Source organism: Salinicola acroporae (genome assembly GCF_003206615.1).
Taxonomy (GTDB): Bacteria; Pseudomonadota; Gammaproteobacteria; order Pseudomonadales; family Halomonadaceae; genus Salinicola; species Salinicola acroporae.
Genome location: NZ_PZJW01000004.1, coordinates 54,823 through 79,865, shown reverse-complemented (window position 1 = coordinate 79,865; position 25,043 = coordinate 54,823). Strand labels below are relative to the sequence as shown.

The window sequence follows — 25,043 nt, the reverse complement described above, 5'->3', positions numbered from 1 at the left end:
GGTGAAGGAACCTCGACCGCTATGACAACCTGGGGGATACCATGAAATACGCGAACTGGATGATCGCGATCGCAGCCGGCCTGATAGGCAGCGGCGCCCTGGCCGACGATCAGGAAAAACAGTTGAACCTGTTCAACTGGACCGACTACATGGATCCCGAGATCATCGCCGACTTCGAGGCCGAAACCGGCATCGACGTGGTACAGAACTACTACAACTCCAACGCCGAGATGCTGGCCAAGCTGAACGCCGGCGGCGACGCCCAGTACGATATCGTCATCCCCTCGGACTACTTCGTGCCGCGCCTCATCGGGGCAGCGCTGATCCAACCACTCGTTCCGGAAGGTCAATCGCAGGAAGGCCAGGCGCTGCAAGGCATCGACAATATCATGTCGGATTTCCGCCACCCGGCCTACGACCCGGAAGACACCTACACCGTGCCGTACCAGTGGGGGGTGACCGGCATCGTCTACAACACCGACACCTTTCCCGACCCGGACCCTAGCTGGGGACTGCTGTACGATCCCGCTGTCAACGCCGACTACCCCTTTGCGCTACTCAAGGGCGATGCCCAGTTCACCTTCTCGACCCTCTGCGCGTACCTTGGCAAAGGGTTCGACTGCGTCGGCCAGGCCCCTTGGGTCGAGGCGGCCAAGCTGGTGGTTGCCACCCGTGAGCGAGACAATTTCGTCGGCTTCGTCGACGCCACCGCGACCATCGAGCAGATCGCCAGCGGCGTGATCCACGCCGGCATTGCCTACAACGGCGACCTGGCCGGCAAGCAGAGCGAAGACCCGGAGCTCTACGGCAATATCGGCTTTTTCGTACCCAGGGAAGGCTCGCAGCGCTGGGTGGACGTGATGGCCATCCCGGCCCGGGCACCGCATCCGGACAACGCACGCCGTTTCATCGAATACCTGCTGCGCCCCGAGGTCGCGGCCCGGCTCTCCAACTACAACCTGTACACCTCGCCCAACGCGGCGGCACAACCGATGCTGTCCGCCGAACTCCGCGAGCCGCCAGTGATGCCCGATGCCGACACCCGCTCCCGGCTGTCGCTGACGCCCTCCGTCGACGGCGAGCAGTTGCAGCTGCTGCAGCAGTTGTGGTCGGAAGCCCGGTCTCGCTGATCGGGCTTTATCCTCCCATCCGTCCTTTCATGCATGGAGTCCAGGATGTCCGCGCCTTCCGACGCAAAGCCCCCGTCACAGCTCGAGCACGCCGCCTCCTGGTACGCGGCCTCGGCCAACGCCGCGCCAGCGCGACCGGCACTGTCGGCCGACGTCAGCTGCGATGTGTGCGTGGTGGGGGCCGGCTTCACCGGGCTGTCATCGGCACTGCATCTGGCCGAGAAAGGTCTGAAGGTGATCGTGCTGGAAGCCGCGCGCGTCGGCTATGGCGCCTCGGGGCGCAACGGCGGCCAGATCGTCAACAGCTACAGCCGCGACATCGACGTGATCGAGTCGAAATACGGCCAAGCAACCGGCCGGGCGCTGGGCGACATGGCCTTCGAGGGCAACCGGATAATCCGCGAGCGAATCGCGACCTATGGCATCCAGTGCGACCTCCGCGACGGCAACCTGTTCGCCGCCTGCAACACCAAGCAGCTCCAGGCCCTCAGACACCACCAAGCCCTGTGGCAGCGTTACGGCAACGACAGCCTCGAACTGCTGGAAGGCGACGCCTACCAGCGTGAGGTCGGCAGCAACCGCTACACCGGCGTGCTGATCGACCACTCCGGCGGCCACCTACATCCGCTGAACCTGGCGCTGGGCCAGGCTGCCGCCCTGGAATCGAGGGGCGGCGTGGTTTACGAGCAGAGCCCGGTCGTCACCCTCGAGCACGGCGCCCCGGTCACGGTGAAGACCGCTGAAGGCACCGTCAGGGCCGACCGCGTCGTCATGGCCGGCAACGCCTATCTGCACGGGGTCATGCCGGAGCTCGAGCGAAAATCCATGCCCTGCGGTACGCAGATCATCACCACCGAACCCCTCGGGGAAGCGCTCGCCCGGCGCCTGCTGCCCAACGGCATGGCGGTGGAGGACTGCAACTACCTGCTCGACTACTATCGGCTGACTCGCGACAACCGGCTGCTGTACGGCGGTGGCGTCAACTATGGCAGCGAGGGGCCGGCGGATATCGAGGCGGTGATTCGCCCCAAGATGCTCAAGACGTTTCCGCAGTTGAAAGACGTCAAGGTGGACTACGCCTGGAGCGGCAACTTTCTGATGACGCTGAATCGCCTGCCGCAGTTCGGCGTGATCAACGACAACGTCTACTACGCCCAGGGCTACTCCGGCCACGGCGTGACCTGCACGCACCTTGCCGGTCGCCTGATCAGCGAAGTGATGACGGGGCGCGACGATCGATTCGACGCCTTCGCCGGGCTGCCGCACCAGCCTTTTCCCGGCGGACGGATGTTGCGCGTGCCGCTCTCGGCGCTGGGAGCCTGGTATTACGAGGCGCGCGACCGACTCGGCATCTAGGTGGCTCGACATCCAGATGCTGTCAGGCGTACGGAGGGGTTACCGTTCAGATCCAGGCGAGCGCTGGCGGTGCCCGTCATTGCGGCTGACAGGCGCGGGCAAACCCTTGGAAGATCGCGTCGTAGAGCGCGTTGTTCCCGGGCTCCCACTCGGGGTGCCACTGCACCGCCAGGGTAAAGCCAGGCGCTTCCGGCAGCGAAACCGCCTCGACCAGACCATCCGGGGCCACCGCCTCCACGAACAGCCCCTCCGCCAACCGGTCTATGCCCTGCTGATGCAGCGAATTGACCCGTGCCTTCAGCCCTTTCTGGCATTCGCCGTAGAGGCTGGCCAGGCGGCCGCCGGGCCGGATTTCGACCTCGTGGCTCGGCGCATACTGCTGGGCCTTCGACCCTTCCGGCTCGCGGTGATCCATGAGGCCGGGCACACGCTGGACGGCCTGATGCAGCGTCCCGCCAAGGGCCACGTTGAATTCCTGAAAGCCGCGGCAGATCCCCAGTAGCGGCAGACGGCGCTCCAGTGCCAACGGCACCCACAGCATGGCGGCGTGATCGCGATCCAGGTCGTCCCGCGTGTTTTCAGGCGCCCGCGCCGCCTGGTATCGACTCGGCAGCACGTTGGTGTAGCTACCGGTCAGCATCAGGCCGTCGAGACGATCCAGCAACGCGTTGGCAGCGTCGGCATCGCTGTCGCGCCAGACCGGCAGGATGACCGGCTCCAGCCCATACGCCCGCAGCGCGCTGAGATACTTGTCGGTGACCATGTGGGCAGGGTGGCCTTCCACCTCACGGCGGCAGGCAATGACACCCACCAGGGGACGCTTGTGCATGATGCCTCCTCGAAACCGGGATCCGTTATGTTTTCACCAACAGGCCTTGGTCTATTTTTCTTTCCAGACATCGATCATGAAAAGCAAATAAGATTCCAATAAATTATTAAATATCAATTATTTAAATAATGTAGCACCGATTTTAAGCCGAAAAGAAGCGAATAAAACGTAAATAATTTGACAACAATACCGGGCAGCCGGAACACTATCAACGACCACAACAAACGATCTCAGGTGACATCATGTCCTCCCTTCCCGTCGACGAGGCTCGTGACTTCCTGGCGCGTAACCCCGCTATCGACAGCATCGATCTCTTGCTGAGCGACCTCAATGGCGTGTTTCGCGGCAAGCGGATTCCCCGGGAAAATCTCGAAAAGGCCTACGTCAACGGTATCAATCTCCCCGGCTCGGTCTTCGCGCTGGACATCACCGGTAACACGATCGAAGCGACGGGCCTGGGCCTGGACATCGGCGACTGCGACCAGGTCTGCCGCCCGATTCCCGGCACCCTGATGCCGACACCCTGGCTGCGGGACGGCTGCCAGGGGCAACTGCTGATGACCATGCGCAACGAGCATGATGGCCCCTTCTTCGCCGACCCGCGCAACGTCCTGGCCCGACAGGTACAGCGCCTGGCGGCAATGGGGTTCACCGCCGCCGTCGCGCTGGAACTCGAGTTCTATATCGTCGATCGCACGCGGGACGAGCTGGGCAGAGTGCAGCCGCCCCGCTCGCCGGAGACCGGCGAACGCGCCACCACCAGTCAGGTGTATTCGATTTCGGAGCTCGACGAATATGCCGCGTTCCTGGGCGACATCCAGGCCGCGGCCGCGGCCCAGAACCTGCCGCTGGACACGGCGCTGAAGGAGTGCGCCCCGGGCCAGTTCGAGATCAACCTGCTGCACGGCAGCGACGTACTCAAGGCAGGCGATAGCGCGGTGCTGCTCAAGCGCCTGATCAAGGGCATCGCCGTCAACCATGGCTTCGAAGCGACATTCATGGCCAAACCCTACGACGAGGAAGCCGGCAACGGCATGCACGTCCACATCAGCCTGCTCGATGCCCAAGGTCGCAACGTCTTTGCCGCCGTCGATGAAAATCCGCTGGGCACCGAAACGCTGCGCCACGCCATCGGCGGCCTGCTCAGGCTGATGCCGGAATCGGTCGCCCTGATGGCCCCGAACCTCAACTCCTTTCGCCGTTTTCAGCCGGGCCTCTATGTTCCCATGGCACCGACCTGGGGCTTCGACAATCGCTCCGTGGCCCTGCGCATTCCCTCCGGGCCAAATGCCGCACGACGGATCGAGCACCGTGTCGGCGGTGCCGATGCCAACCCCTACCTGCTGCTGGCCGCCCTACTCGCCTCGGTCATCCACGGCATCACCCACCGGATCCCGCCCGAGGAGATCGTCACCGGCAATGCCTACGAGCAGTTCGACCCGGTACTCACCAACAGCTGGTCTCGAGCACTGGAACTGCTCGAGCAATCCGAGGTGCTGAACGAGGCACTGGGTCAGGACTTCCTGAATGTGTTCCTGGCGAACCGCCGTGCCGAACGAACGTCCGCCATGCAAGTGGTCAGCCGGCTCGAATACGACTGGTATCTGCGCCACGTCTGACCCTTGGAGCGACGCCAAGAGGATGTTGCCAGGGCCATCAAACCGGGTACGCCCGCCCCAGAGGAGCACGCCATGAGACCGCCCGACGCCGCAGGACTCAAAGCGCTCGATCGCGATCACTACCTGCACCCCTCCACCGACTTCAAGGCGCTGGGTGACGAAGGCAGTCGACTCATTACCGCCGCCAATGGCATCTACATCGAGGATGACGGAGGCCGAAGGCTCCTGGACGCGATGGCGGGACTGTGGTGCGTCAACCTGGGCCACGGCCGTCAGGAACTGGTCGATACCGCGAGCCGCCAGTTGCAGCAGTTGCCCTACTACAACAGCTTCTTCAACACGACGAACCCGCCAGCGGCCGCGCTGGCCGAAACGACACGCCGGCTGCAGGCCCGAGGGGCCGCCATCACGGCAACGAAGGAGACATCCACATGAGCCCGACGCCAACGCTGGCCGACTGGCAGGCCAAAGCCGCCGTCCTTAGCGCCAATCTCGAGACGCGCGCCTTCATCGACGATGAGTTCGTCGCGGCCGAAAGCGGCAAGACCTTCGCCACGATCAATCCCGCGACGGGGGCAATCCTGGCCAATGTGGCGAGCTGCGACGCCGCCGATGCCGACAAGGCCGTGACCATGGCCCGCGCGGCGTTCACGCGCGGCAGCTGGGCGCGGCTGGCGCCTACCGAGCGCAAGCTCGTCATGCTGCGCCTGGCCGGGCTGATGGAGCGCCATCGCGATACGCTGGCCCTGCTCGACACGCTGGACATGGGCAAGCCGATCAGCAGCGCCCAGAGCGATGTCAGCGGCGCCATCGGTTGCATTCGCCATCAGGCCGAGTCGATCGACAAGCTCTACGGCGAGGTGGCGCCGACCGGCGACGATACCCTGGCGCTGGTGCTGCGCGAACCGCTGGGCGTCGTCGCCGCCATCGTGCCATGGAATTTTCCCCTGATGATGACGGCCTGGAAGATCGGCCCGGCGCTCGCCGCGGGCAACAGCGTCATCCTCAAGCCCTCCGAGAAGTCGCCGCTCTCCGCGCTGTATCTGGCCTCGCTGGCGCGGGAGGCGGGTCTGCCGAGCGGGGTTTTCCAGGTACTTCCGGGGTTCGGCCACACGGTCGGCAAGGCCTTGGCGCTGTCCATGGAGGTCAACTGCCTCGCCTTCACCGGCTCGACCGGCGTCGGCAAGCAGCTGCTGCAGTACGCGGGGCAATCCAACCTCAAGCGGGTGTACCTGGAGTGTGGCGGCAAGAGCCCGAATATCGTCTTCGCCGACTGCAAGGACCTAGACAGCGTGGCCCGCCACGCCGCCGAGGCGATCTTCTACAACCAAGGTGAGGTGTGCATCGCAGGATCACGTCTGCTGGTGGAAAACAGTGTGCGCGAAGCCTTCATCGACAGGCTGCTCGCCGCCGCCGAATCGATGCAACCGGGCGATCCGCTGGATCCCGCCAGCTTCATGGGCGCGATCGTCGACCGCACTCAGTACGAACGGGTCCTGGACTACATCCGTCAGGGCGTGGAAGAAGGAGCGCGGCTGCGCATGGGCGGCAAGGCGCAAGCAGGGCCCGGCCTTTTCATTGGCCCAACCGTCTTCGACGACGTCACCGACGACATGGTCATCGGCCGGGAGGAGATCTTCGGTCCAGTGCTGTCGGTATTCGGCTTCGATACGGAGGAGCAAGCGATCGCGATGGCCAACGACAGCGACTACGGATTGGCGGCCGGCTTCTGGAGTCAGGACATCGATCGCATCATGCGGGTCACCCGGCGCCTCCAGTCTGGTCAGGTCTTCGTCAACAACTGGGCTGGCGGCGACCAGACCGTGCCCTTCGGCGGCGTCAAGCAGTCCGGCAACGGCCGCGACAAGTCGCACCATTCGCTGGAGGAGTACTCCGAGCTCAAGAGTGTGTGGATGTCGCTTTCGTCGTGAGCCGGGATCGCGCGCGGCAGGTCGCCGCGGGCGATCAGAACGTCTTGGCGGGAGTGGCGCAACTGACGAGCCGGCAGGCCGACTTGCCGGGGTTGCGGAAGCGGTGCGGAATGTTGGTATTGAAGTAGTAAGCCTCGCCCGGCGCCAGTGTCCGCGTCTGGGCACCGATCGTGATCTCGATCTCCCCTTCGAGCACGACCCCGGCTTCCTCGCCCTGATGGGCGATCATCTCGCGCCCGGTATCGCTGCCGGCCGGATAGGTCTCGACCATGAACGACAACGCCCGCGACTCCCGGTTGGCTCCCACCAACTTGTAGATCACGTCTCCGGTGCCAACGTCGGTCAACTCGTCGGCGCCAAAGAAGACCTGGTTCCGATTCTCCAGATCCATGGTGAAGAAATCCCCCACGCTCATCGGAATGGCGTCGAGGATCTTCTTCAGCGAGCTGATGGAAGGGCTGACCTTGCCCTGCTCGATCAGCGACAGGCTGGAGTGCGTTACCCCACAGCGCTTGGCCAGTTCGCGCTGGGAGATGCCGCGAAAGGTTCTCAGAGCTCGCAGGCGGGCGCCGACATCATCAGACATCCGTTCTCTTCCTCAAGCGATGGTCAGCTTACGTCGGGTGTCCCTGACGGGAGCGACTCGCGGTTGAACCAGTTCTCCAGAATCAACTGGGCGGCGATGCCGTCGACGCCACGATCGCGGTAGTTGCCCTTGTGGCCCTGCTCCCTGGCGATCTGCTTGGCGGCGCGGGTCGTGCCGCGCTCGTCGAACATCTCCACCGGCTTGCCGAAACGGCCATGCAGCCGATTGCCGAACTTGCGCGCCCGTACGCTCATGTCGGATTCGCTGCCATCGTCGTGGATCGGCAGACCCACCACCAGCAGGTCCGGCTGCCACTCCTTCAAGAGCTTCTCGACCAGGACCCAGTCAGGGATGCCATCGCGGGCGGGCAGCGGCTCCAGTCCACTGGCAGAGCGCAGCATCTCATTGCCGACCGAGACACCGATCCGCCGGGTGCCGTAATCGAAGGCCATCACCAGGCGCTGACCGACCCGGTCGCCGGTTGCCGATGCCATCAGGCGTGTCCGGCGTCGCGGGTCATCAGGTTGAGATCGACGCCGAGAATGCCGGCGGCGGCACCCAGGCGCTGCTCCGGCGGGCGATCGAACAGGATCGCGGCGTCACCCTCGGCGATCAGCCAGGTGTTCTGCTTGAGTTCATCCTCGAGCTGGCCGGATTTCCACCCCGCGCAGCCCAGCGTGACCAGATACTGCTCCGGGCCCCGCCGCTGGGCGATCGCCTGCAGCATGTCCATCGATGTAGTCAGCGCCAGACCGTCGGCGACCTGGATACTGGAATCCCAGTCGCTGGCATTGCCACGGTGCAGGATGAAACCGCGATCGCGGTAGGTCGGCCCGCCGTTATAGACCAGCACGTCGTTGTGCGGGCCGGGCTCGGATTCGATATCGAGCTGTTCGAACAGTCCGTCCAGGGTCAGCTCGGAGGGCCGATTGACGATCACCCCCAGGGTGCCATCGTCATCATGGTCGCAGAGGTAGGTCAGCGTCCCGGCAAAATTGGGGTCTTCCAGATGCGGCATCGCCATCAGGAAGTAGTTCTTGAGGCTCTGCATCGGCGTGGGCATGGATGTTGGCCTGGTCGTTGGCATAGGACTCCATCGGACATCGCGCAGCGATCCGGCGCTCGAGTTGCGAGCGCCGGTCATAGAGGAAATGGGCTTATTGTAACATCTCTGCCCCGTGGGGCTGGATCAGCCCTGGACTTCCAGCCGTCTGGCGATCGCGGCCATCAACTGCGCGGCGATGTCGGTGCCGCGCTGGTCGTCGATCTCGCGTACGCAGGTGGGGCTGGTGACGTTGATCTCGGTGATGTAGTCGCCGATCACGTCGAGGCCGACGAACAGCAGCCCCTTTTCGCGAATCATCGGCTGCACCTGCTCGACCAGCCAGTAGTCGCGATCGGTCAGCTCCCGGGAGACACCGCGGCCACCGGCGGCCAGGTTGCCGCGGGTCTCGCCGGCGCTGGGGATGCGCGCCAGCCCGTAGGGCACCGGCTCGCCGTCGACCAGCAGAATGCGGGTGTCGCCATCCTTGATCTCCGGCAGGTAGCGCTGGGCCATGATCTGACGCTGGCCGCGCTCGGTGAGCTGCTCGATCACCGCGCCGAGATTGCGTCCCTCCGGACCGATGTGGAAGATGCCGGTGCCGCCCATGCCATCCAGCGGCTTGAAGATCGTGTCGCCATGCTCGGCCTGGAAGGCACGCAGCACCGCGTCGCGACAGGAGACCACCGTCGGCGGGATGCAGTGGGCGAACTGCTGGGCGAACAGCTTTTCGTTGCACTCGAACAGCGCCCGGGTCGGGTTGACCACCAGGGTACCCTCGCGCTCGGCGAACGCCAGCAGGTGCACGGCGTTGAGGAAGTGGCCATCCACCGGCGGGTCCTTGCGCATCAGAATCACGTCGAGCTCCCCCAGCGGCATCGCCTCCCGCTCGCCCAGCTCGAACCAGCGCGCCGGGTCGCGGAACACCTTGAGCGAGCGCGCGCTGCCCATGGCGCGGCCCTCGTAGAGATAGAGATCCTCCTGCTCGAAATAGTAGAGCGACCAGCCCATCGCCTCCGCCGCCCACAGCAGGGTCAGCGTGGTGTCCTTCTTGTAGGTAATGTCGGCGATGGGGTCCATCACCACGCCAAGCCTCACCGTTTTCTGGCTCATCGATCAGATCTTCCCAAAGAGAGATTGAATGGGTCGCAGTATGACGCAGCCCACGTCTCATCTGTAGGGGGCGGGGAAACCGAAGTTGGGGCGATCCGTCGCGGCGCCCGATCACCGCGACTTCGATGGCCGCCGACGGCAACCGACGGGACTAAAGGTTAAGGCGCCCGGCGCTTCGAAGCGACCAACGTATAATGTATACATTGATCGATTGGGCGCAATCTCTCTCTGGAAGAGCATCGAGGGAGCGGCGGCCGCGAGAGGCCATCCCTGGCCGATATCGCCCGGCGCCAAAGGCATCTCGGTACAGCGCACGCCGGTTTCGAAACCGATCTCTTCAGGCACAGCGCTTGTCTCTCGTGCCACGGCGTGTTGATCGCTGGGTCGACACGTCAGCTGGATGCCCTCAATCGGAGATCGCCTGCATGACCGTCCAGAACCCAACGTCACGCCCTCTTCTCGCTACCCTGATGACCGCTGCGACGGTGCTCTTGCCATTCGCCAGCGCCCAGGCCGCCACGACACTCAACTTCGCCCACACCCATCCGGTGGAGGACGCCCAGCATCTCGCTGCGGAGCATTTTGCCGATCTCGTCGACGAACGCAGCGGTGGCGACCTGCAGATCCGCGTCTTCCCCAGCGGACAGCTGGGCAGCGACACCGCCCTGGTGGCCAGCGCCCGCGGCGGCCAGGTCGATATCGTGCTGACCGGCAATCCCTACTACACCGGACTGGTCGGCGAGCTGAACGTGCTCGATCTGCCGTTTCTGTTCGACGACTACGCCCATGCCTATGCCGTACTGGATGGCGATATCGGTCAATCCCTGCTTGCCAGACTCGGCGACCATGACCTCAAGGGGCTGGCGTTCTGGGAGATCGGCTTTCGCAACCTGACCAACTCCCGACACCCGGTGGAGACCGCGGACGACATCAAGGGACTGACGCTTCGCACCACCCCCAACCCGGCTCATATCGCCGCTTTCAAGGCCCTGGGCGCCAACCCGACGCCGATGCCGTTCACCGAGCTGTTCACGGCGCTGGAAACCCGCACGGTGGATGGGCAGGAGAATCCGGTCAGCCTGATTCGCTCGGCCAATTTCTATGAGGTCCAGGACTACCTGTCGCTCACAGCGCACGCCTATACCGCGGCGCCCCTGGTCATGAACAAGGCCAAGTTCGAGAGCTTGAACCCGGAGAACCAGCAACTATTGGTCCAGGCCGCCATCGACTCGGCAACGTTCGAGCGCGAGGAACTCGCCCGACGGATGACCGGCGACCTCGAGTTTCTCAAGCAGCAGGGCATGCAGATCGTGGAGGAGCCGGATCGCGATTCGATGCGGGATATCGTCGCCGCACCGGTACAGGCCAGCTTCGCCGAGCAGTACGGCAGCGAGCTGATCGAGGCCATCGAGGCGGCAAGGCCCAACACGGAATAGATCGGCGCCGCGGCGGCTGCCCAACACGATCGACCACCGATTGCGAGAAGAGACCCATCATGTCCAGACCGGCACAAGCGAGCGTCCGCGCGCCCCATGGCTCGCTCCAGACCACACTATGTCGTTTGTCGCACCTCACCGAAAAGGTTCTCAACCTGGCGATGGTGCTGGCACTGGTGGCAATGATCGCACTGGTATTCGCCAATGTCGTACTGCGCTACGGCTTCAATAGCGGCATCTCGATCAGCGTCGAGCTGTCGCGGTTCCTGTTCGTATGGGTGATCTTTCTCGGTACCGTCGTGGGCCTGATGCGACACGAGCACCTCAGCGTGACAACGTTCTCGGATCGCCTGCCGGGCAGGGCGCAGGCCGTGTTGCAACGGCTGGTGACGCTGGTGATGCTGATCTGCTGTCTGATGCTGGTCAAGGGCAGCTACGCCCAGACACTGCTCAACTGGAGCGACCTTTCCCCGATCAGCGGTATCCCCGTGGGCGTCTTCTATCTGGCCGGGCTGGTCGCCGGGATTCTGATGTCGCTGATGCTGACGTTGCGATTGCTGCTGCCGGCTCCGCTGACGTCGATGCAGGACCGCGAGGAGATGGCACCATGACGATAGGTCTGTTCCTCGCCTCGCTGCTGGCCTCGATCGGGCTCAGCCTGCCGATCGCCTTCGCCCTGCTGGTCAGCGCCGTGGTGCTGATGCTGCATCTGGGGCTGTTCGATTCGCAGATCCTGGCCCAGAACCTGATCAATGGCGCCGACAGCTACACGCTGCTGGCGATTCCCTTTTTCCTGGTCGCCGGCGAGGTGATGTCGCGCGGCGGCCTGTCGAAGCGCATCGTGCTGCTGGCGATGAGCCTGGTGGGGCACCGCAAGGGCGGGCTTGGCTTCGTCGCCATCTTCGCCGCCATCGTCATGGCCAGCCTGTCCGGCTCGGCCGTCGCCGATACCGCGGCGCTGGGTTCGATGCTGCTGCCGATGATGCGCCAGGCAGGCTACCCGCAGGGCCGCTCCGCCGGGCTGATGGCGGCCGGTGGAATCATTGCCCCGATCATCCCGCCCTCCATTCCGCTGATCATCATCGGGGTGGCCGGTAGCATCTCGATCAGCAAGCTGTTCCTGGCCGGCATCGTACCGGGGCTGATCATGGGCGCGACCCTGGTGCTGATGTGGATGTTCATCACACGCAAGGAAACGTTGGTGGTTGCCGAGAAAGCGTCCGGTACCGAGCGCTTGGCCGCGTTGCGCCGGAGCTTCTGGGCAATCCTGCTGCCGGTGATCATCATCGGCGGCATCAAGACCGGGATTTTCACTCCCACCGAGGCCGGCGTGGTCGCGGCCGTCTACGCCATGCTGGTATCCACCCTGATCTACCGGGAGCTCAATCTCGCCGAACTGTACGAAGTGCTGGCACAGGCTGCGCGCAACACGGCAGTGGTGATGTTCCTGGTGGCGGCGGCCAGCGTCGCCTCCTGGCTGATCAGTATCGCCCAGTTGCCAATGATGGTGGCCGGCCTGCTGGCACCGCTGGCCGACCACCCCCGGCTGCTGATGCTGGCGATCATGGCCATCGTGTTGATCGTCGGCATGGTGATGGACCTGACGCCGACGATCCTGGTGCTGACGCCGATCCTGATGCCGATCGTCAAGATCGCCGGCATCGACCCGGTCTACTTCGGCATCATGTTCGTACTCAATTGCGCCATCGGCCTGATCACGCCACCGGTGGGCAACGTGCTCAACGTCATCACCAGCGTGGGCCGGATCAAGTTCGAGAAAGCGGTCATGGGCGTACTGCCCTTCGTCACGGCCTACGTCTTACTGCTGCTGCTGTTCGTGGCGTTCCCGCAAATCATCACCCTGCCACTCGACTGGCTGGCAAGCTGAGGTCATCCCCATGAGCGAACAGCTCCTGATCGATAGTCATCACCACTTCTGGGCGCTGGATGGCAGCGTGCACTACCCATGGCTCGAGGATGAGATCGACGACCACTTCTTCCTCGGTGATTACGCCGCCATTCGCCAGCCGTTCCTGCCGGCGGACATCCGGGCGCTGATCCCCCCGGGCTATCACCTGGCGGGCACGGTGCACTGCGAGGCCGAATCGACTCGCCAAACGCCGGAGGTGGAGACCCGTTGGCTGACGCAGCTGTCCGAGCAGCAGGGGCTGCCGGTGGCACTGGTGGGTTGGGCGGCCTTCGCCGATCCGGCCTGCGAAACGCAACTCGATCGTCAGATGGATTCGCCGCTGTTTCGTGGCGTGCGCGCCAAACCGGTGACGGCCGCGCGCCCCGATCGATACGACGATACGCTCGGCGCGCCCGGTTCATTGCAGGATGCCGGCTGGACCCGCGGGCTGCGAATGCTGGAAGAGCGCGACCTGTCGTGGGATCTGCGGGTGCCGGCCTGGCATCTCGCGGATGCTGCCAGGACGCTGGAAGCCACCCCGAACCTGCGGGTGATTCTCAACCATACCGGCCTGCCCTGGGACCGCAGCGAGCCGGGACTGGCAAGCTGGCGCGAGGGGATGAGAGCGCTGGCAGCCAACCCCAATGTCGCGGTCAAGCTCTCGGAGCTGGGAAGCCCCATGGCTGACTGGGACGAGCGTCAGAATATCGCCCTGCTCGCCGAAACGATCGGTATCTTCGGAGCCCGACGCTGCCTCTTTGCCAGCAACTTTCCGGTCACCGGGCTCAATGCCAGCTACGCGACCTGGCTCGCCATGATCGAGCAAGCCATCGCCGATGCCGCACCGGGCGCCCGCCAGCCGATCCTCCACGACAACGCTGTCCGCTGGTATCGGCTTCCGGCGCCGACCATGGCGGGCTGACTGCCGCCGCGATGGCGGCAGCCGGTTGCGACAGCCCTACCCGGCCTTGCCCAGTCGATCCCACAGGAACCGCCATGCCAGCGCGCTCAGCTTCGCCCGCTGGGCGTTGTCCGCCGCGCCGCCATGGCCGCCTTCGGTGTTCTCGTAGTAATGGACGTCCCCGGCGTTCATCGCTTCCATGCGCGCCATCATCTTGCGGGCGTGGCCTGGGTGGACCCGGTCGTCGCGGGTCGAGGTGGTGAACAGCACGGAGGGGTAGCCCACGCCTTCGCGCAGGTTGTGATAGGGCGAATAGTCCTTCAGGAAGCCTTCCCAGTCGTCGCTGTCCGGATCGCCGTATTCGGCCATCCACGACGCACCCGCCAGCAGTTGGTGATAACGCTGCATGTCGAGTAGCGGCACTTCACACACCGCGGCGGCGAAGTGATCCGGATAACGCGTGATCATGTTGCCGACCAGCAGTCCCCCGTTCGAACCGCCCTGGATGCCCAACTGACGCGGCGTGGTGATGCCGGTCGCCACCAGGTCTTCGGCGACGGCGGCGAAATCCTCGAAGGCCTTGTGGCGTTCGCCCTTGAGCGCGGCGCGATGCCAGCGCGGGCCATATTCGCCACCGCCCCGGATATTGGCCACCACGTAGGCGCCGCCGCGCGAAAGCCAGCTGCGCCCGGCCCCGGCGATATAGTGGGGTGTCAGCGAGATCTCGAAGCCGCCGTAGCCGTAGAGCAGCGTCGGCAAGGGCGCATTCGGCCTCTCTTGCTCCACATCCGCCGGCAGCACCAGAAAATAGGGAATCGACGTGCCGTCCAGGCTGGTGGCGAAACGTTGCGTCACCTGCATGCCGTCGGCCTCGAAGAAGCTCGGCGCGCGCTTGATCGTTTCCGCGTCGCTCTCCGGCCGAGCCGCCTGGGTCTGTGCCAGATCCATCTTCAACAGCGATGTCGGGGTGAGATAGTCGGTAACGATCAGAAAGACCTCGTCGCTCTCTTCGTCGTCCACCGCCGCGACACCGATCTCGCCGGTGGCGGGCAAGCCGACCAGCGGACGCGGCGACCAGTCGTCGCCCTGCCCCGGCGTCAGCACCTGCAGCCGGTGCTTGACGTCCTCCAGGATATCCAGCACCAGGTAGTGGCGCGTCCACTCGAAACCTTCCAGCGAGCGGTGGGCATCCGGCGTGAACAGCGTGGTGAAATCCCGACCACCGCGCTTGAACGCGTCGTAGTCGATCGCCAGCAGTGCGCCGCTTTGGAAATTCCGGTCGTTCTCTTCGAGTCGCCAGTCGTCGCGCAGATGCACCAGCAGCCATTCACGATGCACCACCGCCTGCGCCGACAGCGGCACCTCGATGGGGAACGTCTCGCCGTCGGGCATGAGTTCGATCAGGCGCTGCTCGTAGAAGGCCAGCGCGTGATGGATGAAATCGCGCTCGAAGCCGCGGGTGCTGTCGTGGAACGCCAACGCCATCAGGTCCTGTCGGTCCGCCTCGAACAGCGTTTCGGCAGCACTCAGTGGCTCGCCCCGCCGCCAGCGCTTGACGCAGCGCGGGTAGCCGGAGCTGGTCAGGGAGTCCGCACCGAAATCGGTATAGACGAACACCGTGTCGCGATCGATCCAGCTCATGCCACCCTTGGCCTCCGGGCGCTCGAAACCGGCCTCGCCGTGATCGTCGCGCCCGACCCAGCGCTTGTCGATCAGGTCGAACTCGCGGGTCACGTCGGCATCCGCGCCACCGCGGGAGAGCGATACCAGCGCCCGCTCCCAGGGAGCGTCCGGCGTCTTCGGCTCCAGGCAACTGGCGCCATGCCAGACCCAGTTCTCGCCCTCGGCGGCGTTGAGCGCGTCGACGTCGATCAGCACTTCCCACGCCGGCCGTGACTGGCGGTAGGACGCCCACGTGGTGCGCCGCCACAGGCCACGGGGGTGCTCGGCGTCCTGCCAGAAGTTGTAGTAGTGCTCGCCGCGCTTGACCACGAACGGAATCCGGTCGTCGGCGTCGAGAATCTGGCGCAATCCCGTCTGCAAGGCGTCGAACTCGGCGTCCTCGAAGCGTGCCAGTGTCCGCTGGTTCTGCGCCTCGACCCAGGCCAGCGCCTCTGGGCTGTCGACCGCTTCCAGCCAGCGATACGGATCCTCGCCCGGCGAACCGGCGATATCCGGATCGGCCGAGCGATAACGATAAGGGGGGAAGCGAAGCATGGCGTTCTCCAGACCATCAGGGTGCCGTCGAGCCTAGCATGCGTCGGTCGACGGCAAGACGAGTTTAGAACCGATCCACGCCGGCAGCCCGCCATTCGGCTTGCCACACCTCGGGCACATCGTCGCCGAGCAACTGGCCGGCCTCCAGCGCCGGCATTTCGAATTCACCGTAGCCGCGAGCCGGCGCGTAACTGCTGCGATGCCGAATGTGGTCAGGGGTCAGCTCGTCGAAGTGCGAGAGCCCCATGGCACCGGTGAGCGCGGCGAAGCCATCCAGCGTGGCCTGATGATAGCGAGCCACCCGCTCGGCCTTTTCCGGCACGTTGATCGCCCGGGAGCGCTTGGGGTCCTGGGTCGCCACGCCGGTCGGGCACTTGTTGGTATGGCAGCGACGCGCCTGGATGCAGCTCCCGGAACGTCTCGGCGTCGAAGCGGCCATTGTCATGGCGGCAGCCGAAGTAGGCCGTGCCCAGCTCCCAGATCAGATCGCCGCCATGCTTCTCGTGGTAGGGACTGATCGCGCCCTCGCCGGTGTCGTGGGCAAAGCCGCCCTGCTTGGCGCCCAGATTCATCGCCTCGATGGCGTTGCCCGAGAGCGAGCCGAAGCTCATTGCCGAGATGTTGAGCCGCGACGAACGATAGGGCCGGGTGCATTGGGGCCCACCAATGGTGATCCAGCGGGCCTCTTCCGGCACCTTGCCGGGCTGGATGGAATGGTAGAGGAGAGGTTGTAGCCGGGCGCGTCGACATCCCGGATGGTACCGAAGGGCGAGGTATCCCCGGTACCGTCGGCGCGCGCATTGATCAGGTTACGTTGCTCGCGCGAAAACGGCCGGCCGCTGGTCTCGGATTCGAAGAAATATTGACGGAGTTCCGGGCGCACGAACTCGAGCATATAGCGCAGATGACCGATCAACGGATAGTTGTACAGCACGTTGTGCGGCGAGCGCAGGTCCCGCCAGCCGATGAGTGCCAGCGGTATCCAGAGAAGCAGCAGCCACAGTAGCGGGGACCAGAAAATGCCGATGACGAGAGTGGCCGCGATCAACGCAGCCGTCAGAAAATAAAAATATTGGCGATACATGGTTGGCTGTCCGACGATGAGGGTGACCATTCAAGTGTTGATCGCACCTGAGGAGTGTTCAAATTATCGAGCCTGTCGGCCTCCGACGTAGTAAAAACACCACGTTACCGATACCGAGACGACCACCCTCCGGCGCCGTCGAGCGAGCAGGAGGGTGAGAACGACAAACCAATGTCGTATTTTTAGACATATGACTTCATGCAACCGTGGGACGGTAACCACCCCTTCCGGGAGAGCTTCATGGACGACTGGACGCAAACCCTGACCGCAGGGCCGTTGCTCGGCATCGCCGCCGCCGCGATCGCCCTGCTACTGGTATTGATCATCCGCTTTCATCTACACGCCTTTCCCACCCTGGTGTTGGTCAGCCTGCTGACCGCCTTTGCCACCGGCATCCCGGCCGGTGCCATCGTCGATACCATGACCGACAGCTTCGCCGGCACGCTGGGCTCGGTGGCGCTGCTGGTCGGTTTCGGCGCCATGCTCGGCAAGCTGGTGGAGCACTCCGGCGGCGCCCAGGTGCTGGCCGAACGGATGGTGTCGCTGTTCGGCGAGTCGCGCGCCCCGTTCGCGCTGGGTATCGCCTCGCTGATCATGGGCTTCCCGATCTTCTTCGACGCAGGGCTGATCGTGATGCTGCCGATCATCTTCGCGGTGGCCAAGCGCCTCGGCGGCCCGGTGCTACTCTACGCCCTGCCGGCGGCGGCGGCGTTTTCGGTGATGCACGTGTTCGTGCCGCCCCACCCCGGGCCGGTCACCGCCACCGAGCTCTACGGTGCCAACCTGGGCCTGGTGTTGCTGGTGGGGATCCTGATCGCGTTCCCGATGTGGTACCTCTCGGGTTACCTGTGGGGGCGTTTCGCCGCCAGCCGTTTCGACTTCAAGCTGGAAGTCAGCCTGTTCGGCGGCCAGGACAACGACACCATCGAGAACCCGCCCAGCGTGGGTACGGTCATCGCGCTGCTGCTGTTGCCGCTGGCGCTGATCTTTCTCAACACCGGGCTCGATTTCGCCCGCGCCGCCGGCGTGGCCGACAGCGACGCCACCTGGTTCCAGATCCTCTCCTCGCTGGGCGAAACGCCGATCGCACTGCTGATCTCGGTGCTGGTGGCGATCTACGTGCTGGGCAGCCGCCGCGGCGAAGGCGGCAGCGCGCTGGAGAAGATCGTCGACTCCTCGCTGGGGCCGATCTGCTCGGTGATCCTGATCACCGGCGCCGGCGGCATGTTCGGCGGCGTGCTGCAGGCGTCCGGCATCGGCGATGCGTTGTCCGATTCGATGAGCGATCTGGGCATGCCGGTGATCGTCGCCGCCTATCTGGTCGCGGTGGTGATGCGCCTGGCCCAGGGCTCGGCCACGGTGGCGCTGGTCACCGCCGCCGGGCTGATGGCACCCGCCGTCGCCAGCGGCGACTTCTCGGCCATGCAGATCGTCGCGATCACCCTCGCTACTGCCGCCGGCTCGGTGTTCGCCGGCCACGTCAACGACTCCGGCTTCTGGCTGGTGGGGCGGCTACTGGGCATGGACGTCAAGACCACGCTGATGACCTGGACCGTGCAGCAGGCGCTGGAGTCGGTGGTGGGCTTCCTGCTTGCCGGCATCGTCTATCTGATTTTCTAAGCCATTGACCCGCCAGATCCGTTCTTGGCCGCAAGGAGTACCGATGAAAGACCTTTTCGACATTCGCGACCGGCTGGCGCTGGTCACCGGCTCGACCCGCGGCCTGGGCAACGCACTGGCCCGCGGGCTGGCCGAGCGCGGCGCTCGTGTCATCCTTCACGGACGTCGCCAGGAAGCCGCCGACGAGGCCGCGCGGACGCTGGCGGCAGAGACCGGGGCCCAGGTCGACGCCGTGGCCTTCGACGTCACCGATGCCGAGGCCGTGAAAGCCGCCACTGCCGCGCTGATCGAACGACTCGGCGTACCGGACATCCTGGTCAACAACGCCGGCCTGCAGAAACGGGCGCCCTTCAACGACTTCGACCCCGCCGACTGGGACGCCGTGCTGGCGACGAACCTCTCCAGCGCCTTCTACGTCTCCAGGGCGCTGAGTCCGGCGATGTCCGAGCGCGGCAGCGGCAAGATCGTCAATGTCGGCTCGGTGCAGTCGAAGCTGGCCCGCGAAACCATCGTGCCCTACGCCGCCTCCAAGGGCGGCGTGGCGCTGCTGACCCAGGGCATGGCGGCGGACCTGGCGCGCTACGGCATCCAGGTCAACTGCCTATCCCCCGGCTACTTCCAGACCGACATGAACCAGGCCTTGTGGCAGGACGCCGATTTCAACGCCTGGATCGAGAAGCGCACGCCGGCCCAGCGCTGGGGCCAGGTCGAGGAGCTGGTCGGCACGCTGGTCTACCTCTGCTCCGGGGCGTCCAACTTCGTCTCCGGGCAGAACGTGTTCGTCGATGGCGGCATGACCTCGGTGGTGTGAATCGACCGGCGATTCGGCCCGGCCCGCGATAGATTCCCTCTATCGACGCGGTCGTCAGGTTTCATTATTGGCCAGCTAATCGTTTCCTAGACTTTGGTCCATTCGAGCGAGCCCTTTCGGGCTCGCTCTGCGTTTGGCCGGCCATTACCGCGGCCGAACGTCGGCATAACAAGGAGTTCACGATATGACATCGCTATTCGAACCGTTCGATCTTGCCGGTACGCGCCTCAACAATCGCATTGTCATGGCCCCGATGACCCGGGCCCGCGCCAAGGGCGACATTCCCGACGAGATGGGCGCCCTCTACTACCGCCAGCGCGCCAGTGCCGGGCTGATCATCTCCGAGGGCAGCCCGATCTCCCGCGAGGGCCAGGGTTACCTGTTCAATCCGGGCATCTACGGGCCGGACCAGATCGCCGGCTGGAAGAAAGCGACCCAGGCCGTTCACGAGCGCGGTGGGGTCATCTTCTGCCAGACCTGGCACGTCGGCCGTGTCTCGCACACCTCGATCCAACTCAACGGCGCCGCACCGATCAGCAGCTCTGCCAAGCAAGGCGGCATGGCGTTCGGCTACAACGAAGACGGTCAGCCCGACATGCTGGCGGCGACGACGCCGCGCGCGGCCACCACCGAAGAGTGCCGCCGGCTCGTCGACGACTTCGCCCAGGCGGCGCTGAACGCGCGTAATGCCGGCTTCGACGGCGTCGAACTGCACGGGGCCAACGGCTACCTGCTCGAGCAGTTCATCAACGCCGGCCTCAACGACCGCACCGACGACTACGGCGGTTCGCGCGAGAACCGTTGCCGGCTGCTGCTCGAGGCGATCGACGCCTCGATCGCGCTGATCGGCGCGCATCGTGTCGGCGTGCGCCTGACGCCTTACGGCACCCTGTTCGATATGCCGAGCTATGACGATATCGAGGGGACCTATCTCTATCTCGCCGCCGAGCTGAGCAAGCGCGGCCTGGCCTACGTCCACCTGATGGACCAGGGCGCCCAGGGGCAGGATGGCCTGCCGCGGGAGTTCCTGCGTCAGTTCCGCGACGCCTATCGCGGCACGCTGCTGTTCGCCGGCAATCTCGACAAAGCGGAAGCGCAGAAGCTGGTCGATGAAGGTGTCATCGATCTGCCGGTATTCGGTCGCCACTTCACCTCCAACCCGGACCTGGTCGAGCGCCTGCAGCACGACTGGCCGCTTGCCGAGTTCGACCCGGATACCTTCTACGGCGGCGATGCCCGAGGCTATGTCGACTTTCCCACCTACGAGGAAGAGCAGGCACGTCTGGCGCGCGAAAAGATGATCGAGGAAAAATCCTGATCGCCTGACCCGCCGTAATCCCGGCGCCTCGCTGGCAGGATCTTGCCGCTGAGATGAAAACGCCCCGCCATCGCGGGGCGTTTTTGATGGCGAGACCGCCGGCATCAGCCGTCGCTGGGGATTCGTGCCACCACCTTGATCTCGAAATCGAATCCGGCCAGCCAGTTCACGCCCACGGCGGTCCAGTTGGGATAGGGCGGCGCCGGGAAGTGACGCGACTTGGTCGCCAGCACCGTCTCGAACTGATGCTCCGGATCGGTATGGAAGGTCGTGACGTCGACGAGATCCTCCAGCCCGCAACCGGCGGCGGCCAGCACCGCTTTTAGATTGTCGAAGGCGAGCGCGACCTGGCGTTCGAAATCGGGCTCCGGCGAGCCGTCCTCCCGGCTGCCGACCTGGCCGGAAACGAACAGCAGGTCGCCGGAGCGAATCGCGGCCGAGTAGCCGTGCTTCTCATAGAGCGCGCTACGGTTGGCCGGAAAGACCGGCTGCGGTGACTGCGTAGGCTGAGCTTGCAACATGGTTTGACTCCTTGGGAGAGCGTGACACGCGGGGCGTCAGGATATTGACATACGGAGCGTATATTAATGACACATACGAAGCGTATGTCAAATCAATATACGCGGCGTATGTCATTTATTTTTGCGCTGCGATACTCTCCGCGGCGTGAATTCCGCTTTGAAGACAGGAGACACCATGGCCCGACGCCGTCGCGCCGAGATGCTGGAAGAGACCCGCGCCAAGTTGATCGATGCCGCGCGAGCGGCCTTCGCCGAGAAGGGCTACGCCGGTGCCTCGATGGACGAGCTCACCGCCCGTGCCGGCTTGACCCGAGGCGCGCTCTATCATCATTTCGGTGACAAGCGGGGTCTGCTCGCCGCCGTGGTCGACCGGCTCGATAGCGAGATGGCCGCCCGCGCCCATGAGATCGGGCAGCGCCATGCGAACGCCTGGGAGGGACTGCTGGCGGAGGGCGGCGCCTACATCGAGCTGGCGCGCGATCCGGAGATCCAGCGCATCGTGCTGCTGGATGGCCCGGCGGTGCTGGGCGATCCCTCCCAGTGGCCGAGCCAGAACCGCTGCCTGCTGGCGACGATGACGACGCTGGAGGCGTTGAGCAGGGAAGGAGTCGTCAAGCCGGTGGACGTGGAAGCCGCCGCCCGGCTGATCAATGGCGCGGCGCTCAACGCCGCGCTCTGGGTCGCCGCCAGCGACGATGCCGACGTGCTGGACAGGGCCACCGACGCTTTCCGCCAGTTGGCCTCGGGGCTATTGGCGCTCGCCCCTTCCACCAGCCCGAGCTGATCGGAGATCACCGTCACCCACCGGCGAGAGGGCCGGTCGACGACGTCATCGCGGTCGTCGTCTACTTCTTGCGCCGCCACGGCCAGTTGGTCTTGGCCAGATCGACCACTTCGTCGCCGCGACCGCTCATCACCGCGCGCATGGTGTAGAGGCTGAAGCCCTTGGCCTGCTCGGCCTGGATACGCGGCGGAATCGACAGCTCCTGCTTGGCGGTGCGCACGTCGACCAGCGCCGGGCCATCATGCGCGAACGCCTCGCGCAACGCATCGTCGATGGCGTCGGAGGATTCGACACGGACGCTGAACATGCCCAGCGACTCGGCGACCTTGGCGAAATCCGCCGCCGGCAGGTTGGTGACTTCGTCGACGAAGCCCGCCGCTTTCATCTCCATCGCCACGAAGCCCAGCGTGTGGTTGTTGTAGACCACGATCTTCACCGGCAGTTGATGCTCGACCAGCGTGATCAGATCCCCCATCAGCATACTGACACCACCATCGCCGGCCAGCGCCACCACCTGGCGCTCGGGGAAGGTCGCCTGCCAACCCATCGCCTGGGGTACCGCGGTGGCCATCGAACCGTGCATGAACGAGCCGGTCAGCCTTCGCTGGCCGTTCATGGCCAGATAGCGCGCCGCCCACACCGTCGGCGTGCCGACGTCGCAGGTGAACACGGCATCGCCAGTGGCCAGCTCGCTCACTCGCGCGGTCAGATATTGCGGATGCAGTGGCTCGCCGCTGCCTCGCGGGGTGGCGAGATCGTCGAGCCCCTTGCGCGCCTTGCGGTAGTCCTTCTGGGCATCGTCGAGGAAATCCCGATCGGTCTTCTCGGTCAGACGCGGCAGCAGCGCCTCGAGGGTCGCGCCGATATCGCCCACCAGTCCCTTCAGCAACGGGCTGCGCCGGCCCAGGTGGGGGCCACGCTCGTCGATCTGGACGATCCTGCCGTGCTCGGGGAAGAAGTCACGATAGGGAAAGTTGGTTCCCAGCATCAGCAGGAAGTCGCAATCCTTGAGCGCGTGATAGCCGGAGCTGAAACCGATCAGCCCGGTCATGCCGACGTCATAGGGATTGTCATACTCCAGCGACTGCTTGCCGCGCAGCGCATGGACGACCGGTGCCTTCAGCCGTTCGGCCAGGGCGACGACCTGATCGTGATAGCCGTCGCAGCCGTGGCCGCCGAGAATCGCCACACGCTCCTGGCCATTGATCAATTCGGCCAACTCATCGAGCGCAGGCGCGGGCGGCACCGGCACGGCGCGCACCGGATCGGACCAGCTCGAGGCCTTGACCGGTGCCGGCTGCAGCGCGATGTCTCCCGGTATCACGATCACCGCCACGCTGCGCTGGGTGATCGCCACGTTCATGGCGGTCTCCAGCACCCGCGGCATCTGCGCCGGCGACGACACCAGCTCGCAGTAGTCGCTGCACTCGCGGAACAGGTTTTCGGGATGCGTCTCCTGGAAATAGCCCAGGCCGATCTCGCTGGACGGGATCTGCGCGGCGATCGCCAGCATCGGCACGTTGGCGCGTTGGGCCTCGTACAGACCGTTGATCAGATGCAGATTGCCCGGGCCGCAGGAGCCGGCGCAGACCGACAGACGCTTGGTGGCATCGGCCTCGGCGCTGGCCGCGAGTGCCGCCACCTCCTCGTGACGCACGCCGCGCCAGAGAATCCGGTCCTGGCGTCGCAGGCTCTCGGTCAGGCCATTGAGCGAGTCGCCCGGCAGCCCCCAGATGTTGCGCACGCCGGCGCGGTCCAGCGTCTCGATGATGAGATCCGCAATATTCGGTTCGGCCACGAGTGTCTCCCTGGGTTGACTGGACTCCCGGCGAGATCAGATGCCGGGCAGCCCCGATGACTGAAGAGAACAGCCACTGAGGCCTCAAAGCCGAGGCCCAAGCGCTTAGACTTTAGTCTAGTAGAAATACCGAGCCCTGCCGCCGGGCCCGAGCCCGCCGAGCGACGGAAACCAGTCCGTAAGCCGGAAGTCGAAACCCCTAAGGGAGAGAACCGCAAAATAGAGACGAGAGAATCGGAGGCAGTAGGAGAGAACCCAGGATGGCGGCCCACGCGGCCACCATCACGGCATCGAATCAGCGGCGAATCCCCAGCGCTTCATGCTGCTTGGCAAACAGGGCCTGGCAGCCGCTCTCGGCCAGGTCGAGCATGTTGTTGAGCTCGGCGCGGGAAAACGCTTCGGCCTCCGCCGTACCCTGCACCTCGATCAGCTTGCCGTCTTCGGTCATCACCACGTTCATGTCGGTATCGGCGGCGCTGTCTTCCGGATAGTCCAGATCGAGCACCGGGGTGCCCTTGTAGACGCCCACCGAGATCGAGCTGACCAGCTGACGGAACGGATCGGTCTTGATCATCTTCTTGCGCTGCATGTACTGCAGCGCCTCGATCAGCGCCACGCAGGCCCCGGTGATCGAGGCGGTACGGGTGCCGCCATCGGCCTGCAGCACGTCGCAGTCGACCGTGATGGTGAACTCGCCGAGCTTCTTCAGGTCCACCGCCGCGCGCAAGCTGCGGCCGATCAGGCGCTGGATTTCCAGCGTACGCCCACCCTGCTTGCCTCGCGCCGCCTCGCGGCCACCGCGGGTATGCGTCGCCCGCGGCAGCATGCCGTACTCGGCGGTCACCCAGCCCTGGTTCTTGCCACGCAACCAGCGTGGCACACCGGCTTCGACGCTGGCGTTGCACAGCACCTGGGTATCCCCGAAGCTCACCAGCACCGAGCCTTCGGCGTGACGGGTAAAACCGCGGGTCAGCGTGACCTCGCGGGGCTGATCGGGTTGTCGTCCACTCGGGCGCATGAAAGCCTCTCGATCCAAAA

The 25,043-nt window shown here is 64.9% G+C and carries 24 protein-coding genes and 1 pseudogene; 13 read left to right on the top strand and 12 right to left on the bottom strand.

The features are described from left to right. Positions 1–41: 41 nt before the first annotated feature. Positions 42–1,130, top strand: coding sequence for a polyamine ABC transporter substrate-binding protein (locus DOM54_RS05815; protein WP_240613789.1), 1,089 nt, complete (start codon positions 42–44; stop codon positions 1,128–1,130). 45 nt (positions 1,131–1,175) lie between these two features. Beyond that, positions 1,176–2,486, top strand: coding sequence for an NAD(P)/FAD-dependent oxidoreductase (locus DOM54_RS05810; RefSeq protein WP_110715443.1), 1,311 nt, complete (start codon positions 1,176–1,178; stop codon positions 2,484–2,486). A gap of 76 nt (positions 2,487–2,562) precedes the next feature. Here DOM54_RS05810 and DOM54_RS05805 read toward each other — a convergent pair whose 3' ends face one another. Beyond that, positions 2,563–3,315 (bottom strand): gamma-glutamyl-gamma-aminobutyrate hydrolase family protein, encoded by a 753-nt coding sequence (locus DOM54_RS05805; RefSeq protein WP_110715442.1) that lies wholly within the window; start codon positions 3,313–3,315, stop codon positions 2,563–2,565. Positions 3,316–3,557: 242 nt separating this feature from the next. Between DOM54_RS05805 and DOM54_RS05800 the strand changes: the two genes are divergently transcribed. The 3 genes from DOM54_RS05800 to DOM54_RS05790 all read left to right on the top strand — a co-directional run bounded on the left by DOM54_RS05800 (position 3,558) and on the right by DOM54_RS05790 (position 6,865). Further along, a complete protein-coding gene (locus DOM54_RS05800) occupies positions 3,558–4,934 on the top strand; it encodes a glutamine synthetase family protein (protein ID WP_110715441.1) in 1,377 nt (458 codons plus the stop codon). A 72-nt stretch (positions 4,935–5,006) separates the two neighbouring features. Next, complete coding sequence (locus DOM54_RS05795) at positions 5,007–5,369, top strand: aminotransferase class III-fold pyridoxal phosphate-dependent enzyme (RefSeq protein WP_110715440.1); 363 nt, start codon at positions 5,007–5,009, stop codon at positions 5,367–5,369. Further along, entirely contained in the window at positions 5,366–6,865 is a 1,500-nt protein-coding gene (locus DOM54_RS05790; protein WP_110715439.1) for an aldehyde dehydrogenase, read from the top strand. The genes DOM54_RS05795 and DOM54_RS05790 overlap by 4 nt, the downstream gene beginning before the upstream one ends. A 34-nt stretch (positions 6,866–6,899) precedes the next feature. Here the strand turns inward: DOM54_RS05790 and DOM54_RS05785 are convergent, their stop codons facing one another. The 4 genes from DOM54_RS05785 to gshB form a co-directional block, all read right to left on the bottom strand. Next, the gene (locus DOM54_RS05785; protein WP_110715438.1) at positions 6,900–7,451 is read right to left on the bottom strand and encodes a cupin domain-containing protein; all 552 of its coding nucleotides are present in this window, start codon (positions 7,449–7,451) and stop codon (positions 6,900–6,902) included. 23 nt (positions 7,452–7,474) lie between these two features. Further along, a complete protein-coding gene (gene ruvX / locus DOM54_RS05780) occupies positions 7,475–7,945 on the bottom strand; it encodes a Holliday junction resolvase RuvX (RefSeq protein ID WP_110715437.1) in 471 nt (156 codons plus the stop codon). Next, a complete protein-coding gene (locus tag DOM54_RS05775) occupies positions 7,945–8,502 on the bottom strand; it encodes a YqgE/AlgH family protein (RefSeq protein WP_110602123.1) in 558 nt (185 codons plus the stop codon). Before DOM54_RS05775 ends, ruvX begins: the two co-directional genes overlap by 1 nt. Positions 8,503–8,640: 138 nt before the next feature. Further along, positions 8,641–9,606 carry a glutathione synthase gene (gene gshB / locus DOM54_RS05770; RefSeq protein WP_110715436.1) on the bottom strand — a complete coding sequence of 322 codons (966 nt, stop codon included), beginning with the start codon at positions 9,604–9,606 and terminating at the stop codon, positions 8,641–8,643. Between the two features lie 425 nt (positions 9,607–10,031). On the opposite strand from gshB, the gene DOM54_RS05765 reads away from it, so the two are divergent. The 4 genes from DOM54_RS05765 to DOM54_RS05750 are packed head-to-tail and all read left to right on the top strand — an operon-like array spanning position 10,032 to position 13,873. Further along, on the top strand, positions 10,032–11,042 hold the full coding sequence (locus DOM54_RS05765; protein WP_110715435.1) for a TRAP transporter substrate-binding protein: 1,011 nt from the start codon (positions 10,032–10,034) through the stop codon (positions 11,040–11,042). Positions 11,043–11,101: 59 nt separating this feature from the next. Next, positions 11,102–11,653, top strand: coding sequence for a TRAP transporter small permease (locus DOM54_RS05760; protein ID WP_206019025.1), 552 nt, complete (start codon positions 11,102–11,104; stop codon positions 11,651–11,653). After that, a complete protein-coding gene (locus tag DOM54_RS05755) occupies positions 11,650–12,930 on the top strand; it encodes a TRAP transporter large permease subunit (RefSeq protein ID WP_110715434.1) in 1,281 nt (426 codons plus the stop codon). The genes DOM54_RS05760 and DOM54_RS05755 overlap by 4 nt, the downstream gene beginning before the upstream one ends. Positions 12,931–12,940: 10 nt before the next feature. Next, positions 12,941–13,873: an amidohydrolase family protein gene (locus DOM54_RS05750; protein ID WP_110715433.1), complete on the top strand. Its 933-nt coding sequence runs from the start codon at positions 12,941–12,943 to the stop codon at positions 13,871–13,873. Positions 13,874–13,909: 36 nt separating this feature from the next. On the opposite strand, the gene DOM54_RS05745 is transcribed toward DOM54_RS05750, so the two are convergent. The 4 genes and pseudogenes from DOM54_RS05745 to DOM54_RS20390 all read right to left on the bottom strand — a co-directional run bounded on the left by DOM54_RS05745 (position 13,910) and on the right by DOM54_RS20390 (position 17,183). Continuing rightward, positions 13,910–16,069 carry a prolyl oligopeptidase family serine peptidase gene (locus DOM54_RS05745; RefSeq protein WP_110715432.1) on the bottom strand — a complete coding sequence of 720 codons (2,160 nt, stop codon included), beginning with the start codon at positions 16,067–16,069 and terminating at the stop codon, positions 13,910–13,912. Between the two features lie 64 nt (positions 16,070–16,133). Continuing rightward, entirely contained in the window at positions 16,134–16,514 is a 381-nt protein-coding gene (locus tag DOM54_RS20400) for a glutamate synthase-related protein (RefSeq protein WP_240613788.1), read from the bottom strand. 58 nt (positions 16,515–16,572) lie between these two features. Beyond that, positions 16,573–16,641, bottom strand: a pseudogene (locus DOM54_RS20395) (hypothetical protein); the annotation flags it as partial. A 35-nt stretch (positions 16,642–16,676) separates the two neighbouring features. Next, the gene (locus DOM54_RS20390) at positions 16,677–17,183 is read right to left on the bottom strand and encodes a hypothetical protein (protein ID WP_240613787.1); all 507 of its coding nucleotides are present in this window, start codon (positions 17,181–17,183) and stop codon (positions 16,677–16,679) included. Positions 17,184–17,393: 210 nt separating this feature from the next. Between DOM54_RS20390 and DOM54_RS05735 the strand changes: the two genes are divergently transcribed. The 3 genes from DOM54_RS05735 to DOM54_RS05725 all read left to right on the top strand — a co-directional run bounded on the left by DOM54_RS05735 (position 17,394) and on the right by DOM54_RS05725 (position 20,902). Further along, positions 17,394–18,773, top strand: coding sequence for a GntP family permease (locus tag DOM54_RS05735; RefSeq protein WP_110715431.1), 1,380 nt, complete (start codon positions 17,394–17,396; stop codon positions 18,771–18,773). A gap of 43 nt (positions 18,774–18,816) precedes the next feature. Then, entirely contained in the window at positions 18,817–19,584 is a 768-nt protein-coding gene (locus DOM54_RS05730) for a glucose 1-dehydrogenase (RefSeq protein ID WP_110715430.1), read from the top strand. A gap of 184 nt (positions 19,585–19,768) precedes the next feature. After that, positions 19,769–20,902 carry an alkene reductase gene (locus DOM54_RS05725; protein WP_110707229.1) on the top strand — a complete coding sequence of 378 codons (1,134 nt, stop codon included), beginning with the start codon at positions 19,769–19,771 and terminating at the stop codon, positions 20,900–20,902. A gap of 104 nt (positions 20,903–21,006) precedes the next feature. Here DOM54_RS05725 and DOM54_RS05720 read toward each other — a convergent pair whose 3' ends face one another. After that, a complete protein-coding gene (locus DOM54_RS05720) occupies positions 21,007–21,423 on the bottom strand; it encodes a RidA family protein (RefSeq protein WP_110715429.1) in 417 nt (138 codons plus the stop codon). 175 nt (positions 21,424–21,598) lie between these two features. Here DOM54_RS05720 and DOM54_RS05715 point away from each other — a divergent pair, with 175 nt between their 5' ends. Then, positions 21,599–22,207: a TetR/AcrR family transcriptional regulator gene (locus tag DOM54_RS05715; RefSeq protein WP_110715428.1), complete on the top strand. Its 609-nt coding sequence runs from the start codon at positions 21,599–21,601 to the stop codon at positions 22,205–22,207. A gap of 61 nt (positions 22,208–22,268) precedes the next feature. On the opposite strand, the gene poxB is transcribed toward DOM54_RS05715, so the two are convergent. Together poxB and rph are read right to left on the bottom strand one after the other, a co-directional pair. Continuing rightward, positions 22,269–24,005 (bottom strand): ubiquinone-dependent pyruvate dehydrogenase, encoded by a 1,737-nt coding sequence (poxB, locus tag DOM54_RS05710; protein WP_110715427.1) that lies wholly within the window; start codon positions 24,003–24,005, stop codon positions 22,269–22,271. A 295-nt stretch (positions 24,006–24,300) separates the two neighbouring features. Continuing rightward, the gene (gene rph, locus DOM54_RS05705) at positions 24,301–25,023 is read right to left on the bottom strand and encodes a ribonuclease PH (protein WP_110707233.1); all 723 of its coding nucleotides are present in this window, start codon (positions 25,021–25,023) and stop codon (positions 24,301–24,303) included. Between the last annotated feature and the right edge of the window lie 20 nt (positions 25,024–25,043).

Excerpts from the sequence above, each read along its gene's own strand:
- DOM54_RS05815 (WP_240613789.1), top strand. The coding sequence starts at position 42 with ATGAAATACGCGAACTGGATGATCGCGATCGCAGCCGGCCTGATAGGC.
- DOM54_RS05810 (WP_110715443.1), top strand. The coding sequence starts at position 1,176 with ATGTCCGCGCCTTCCGACGCAAAGCCCCCGTCACAGCTCGAGCACGCC.
- DOM54_RS05805 (WP_110715442.1), bottom strand. The coding sequence starts at position 3,315 with ATGCACAAGCGTCCCCTGGTGGGTGTCATTGCCTGCCGCCGTGAGGTG.
- DOM54_RS05800 (WP_110715441.1), top strand. The coding sequence starts at position 3,558 with ATGTCCTCCCTTCCCGTCGACGAGGCTCGTGACTTCCTGGCGCGTAAC.
- DOM54_RS05795 (WP_110715440.1), top strand. The coding sequence starts at position 5,007 with ATGAGACCGCCCGACGCCGCAGGACTCAAAGCGCTCGATCGCGATCAC.
- DOM54_RS05790 (WP_110715439.1), top strand. The coding sequence starts at position 5,366 with ATGAGCCCGACGCCAACGCTGGCCGACTGGCAGGCCAAAGCCGCCGTC.
- DOM54_RS05785 (WP_110715438.1), bottom strand. The coding sequence starts at position 7,451 with ATGTCTGATGATGTCGGCGCCCGCCTGCGAGCTCTGAGAACCTTTCGC.
- ruvX (WP_110715437.1), bottom strand. The coding sequence starts at position 7,945 with ATGGCATCGGCAACCGGCGACCGGGTCGGTCAGCGCCTGGTGATGGCC.
- DOM54_RS05775 (WP_110602123.1), bottom strand. The coding sequence starts at position 8,502 with ATGCAGAGCCTCAAGAACTACTTCCTGATGGCGATGCCGCATCTGGAA.
- gshB (WP_110715436.1), bottom strand. The coding sequence starts at position 9,606 with ATGAGCCAGAAAACGGTGAGGCTTGGCGTGGTGATGGACCCCATCGCC.
- DOM54_RS05765 (WP_110715435.1), top strand. The coding sequence starts at position 10,032 with ATGACCGTCCAGAACCCAACGTCACGCCCTCTTCTCGCTACCCTGATG.
- DOM54_RS05760 (WP_206019025.1), top strand. The coding sequence starts at position 11,102 with ATGTCCAGACCGGCACAAGCGAGCGTCCGCGCGCCCCATGGCTCGCTC.
- DOM54_RS05755 (WP_110715434.1), top strand. The coding sequence starts at position 11,650 with ATGACGATAGGTCTGTTCCTCGCCTCGCTGCTGGCCTCGATCGGGCTC.
- DOM54_RS05750 (WP_110715433.1), top strand. The coding sequence starts at position 12,941 with ATGAGCGAACAGCTCCTGATCGATAGTCATCACCACTTCTGGGCGCTG.
- DOM54_RS05745 (WP_110715432.1), bottom strand. The coding sequence starts at position 16,069 with ATGCTTCGCTTCCCCCCTTATCGTTATCGCTCGGCCGATCCGGATATC.
- DOM54_RS20400 (WP_240613788.1), bottom strand. The coding sequence starts at position 16,514 with ATGACAATGGCCGCTTCGACGCCGAGACGTTCCGGGAGCTGCATCCAG.
- DOM54_RS20390 (WP_240613787.1), bottom strand. The coding sequence starts at position 17,183 with ATGGTCACCCTCATCGTCGGACAGCCAACCATGTATCGCCAATATTTT.
- DOM54_RS05735 (WP_110715431.1), top strand. The coding sequence starts at position 17,394 with ATGGACGACTGGACGCAAACCCTGACCGCAGGGCCGTTGCTCGGCATC.
- DOM54_RS05730 (WP_110715430.1), top strand. The coding sequence starts at position 18,817 with ATGAAAGACCTTTTCGACATTCGCGACCGGCTGGCGCTGGTCACCGGC.
- DOM54_RS05725 (WP_110707229.1), top strand. The coding sequence starts at position 19,769 with ATGACATCGCTATTCGAACCGTTCGATCTTGCCGGTACGCGCCTCAAC.
- DOM54_RS05720 (WP_110715429.1), bottom strand. The coding sequence starts at position 21,423 with ATGTTGCAAGCTCAGCCTACGCAGTCACCGCAGCCGGTCTTTCCGGCC.
- DOM54_RS05715 (WP_110715428.1), top strand. The coding sequence starts at position 21,599 with ATGGCCCGACGCCGTCGCGCCGAGATGCTGGAAGAGACCCGCGCCAAG.
- rph (WP_110707233.1), bottom strand. The coding sequence starts at position 25,023 with ATGCGCCCGAGTGGACGACAACCCGATCAGCCCCGCGAGGTCACGCTG.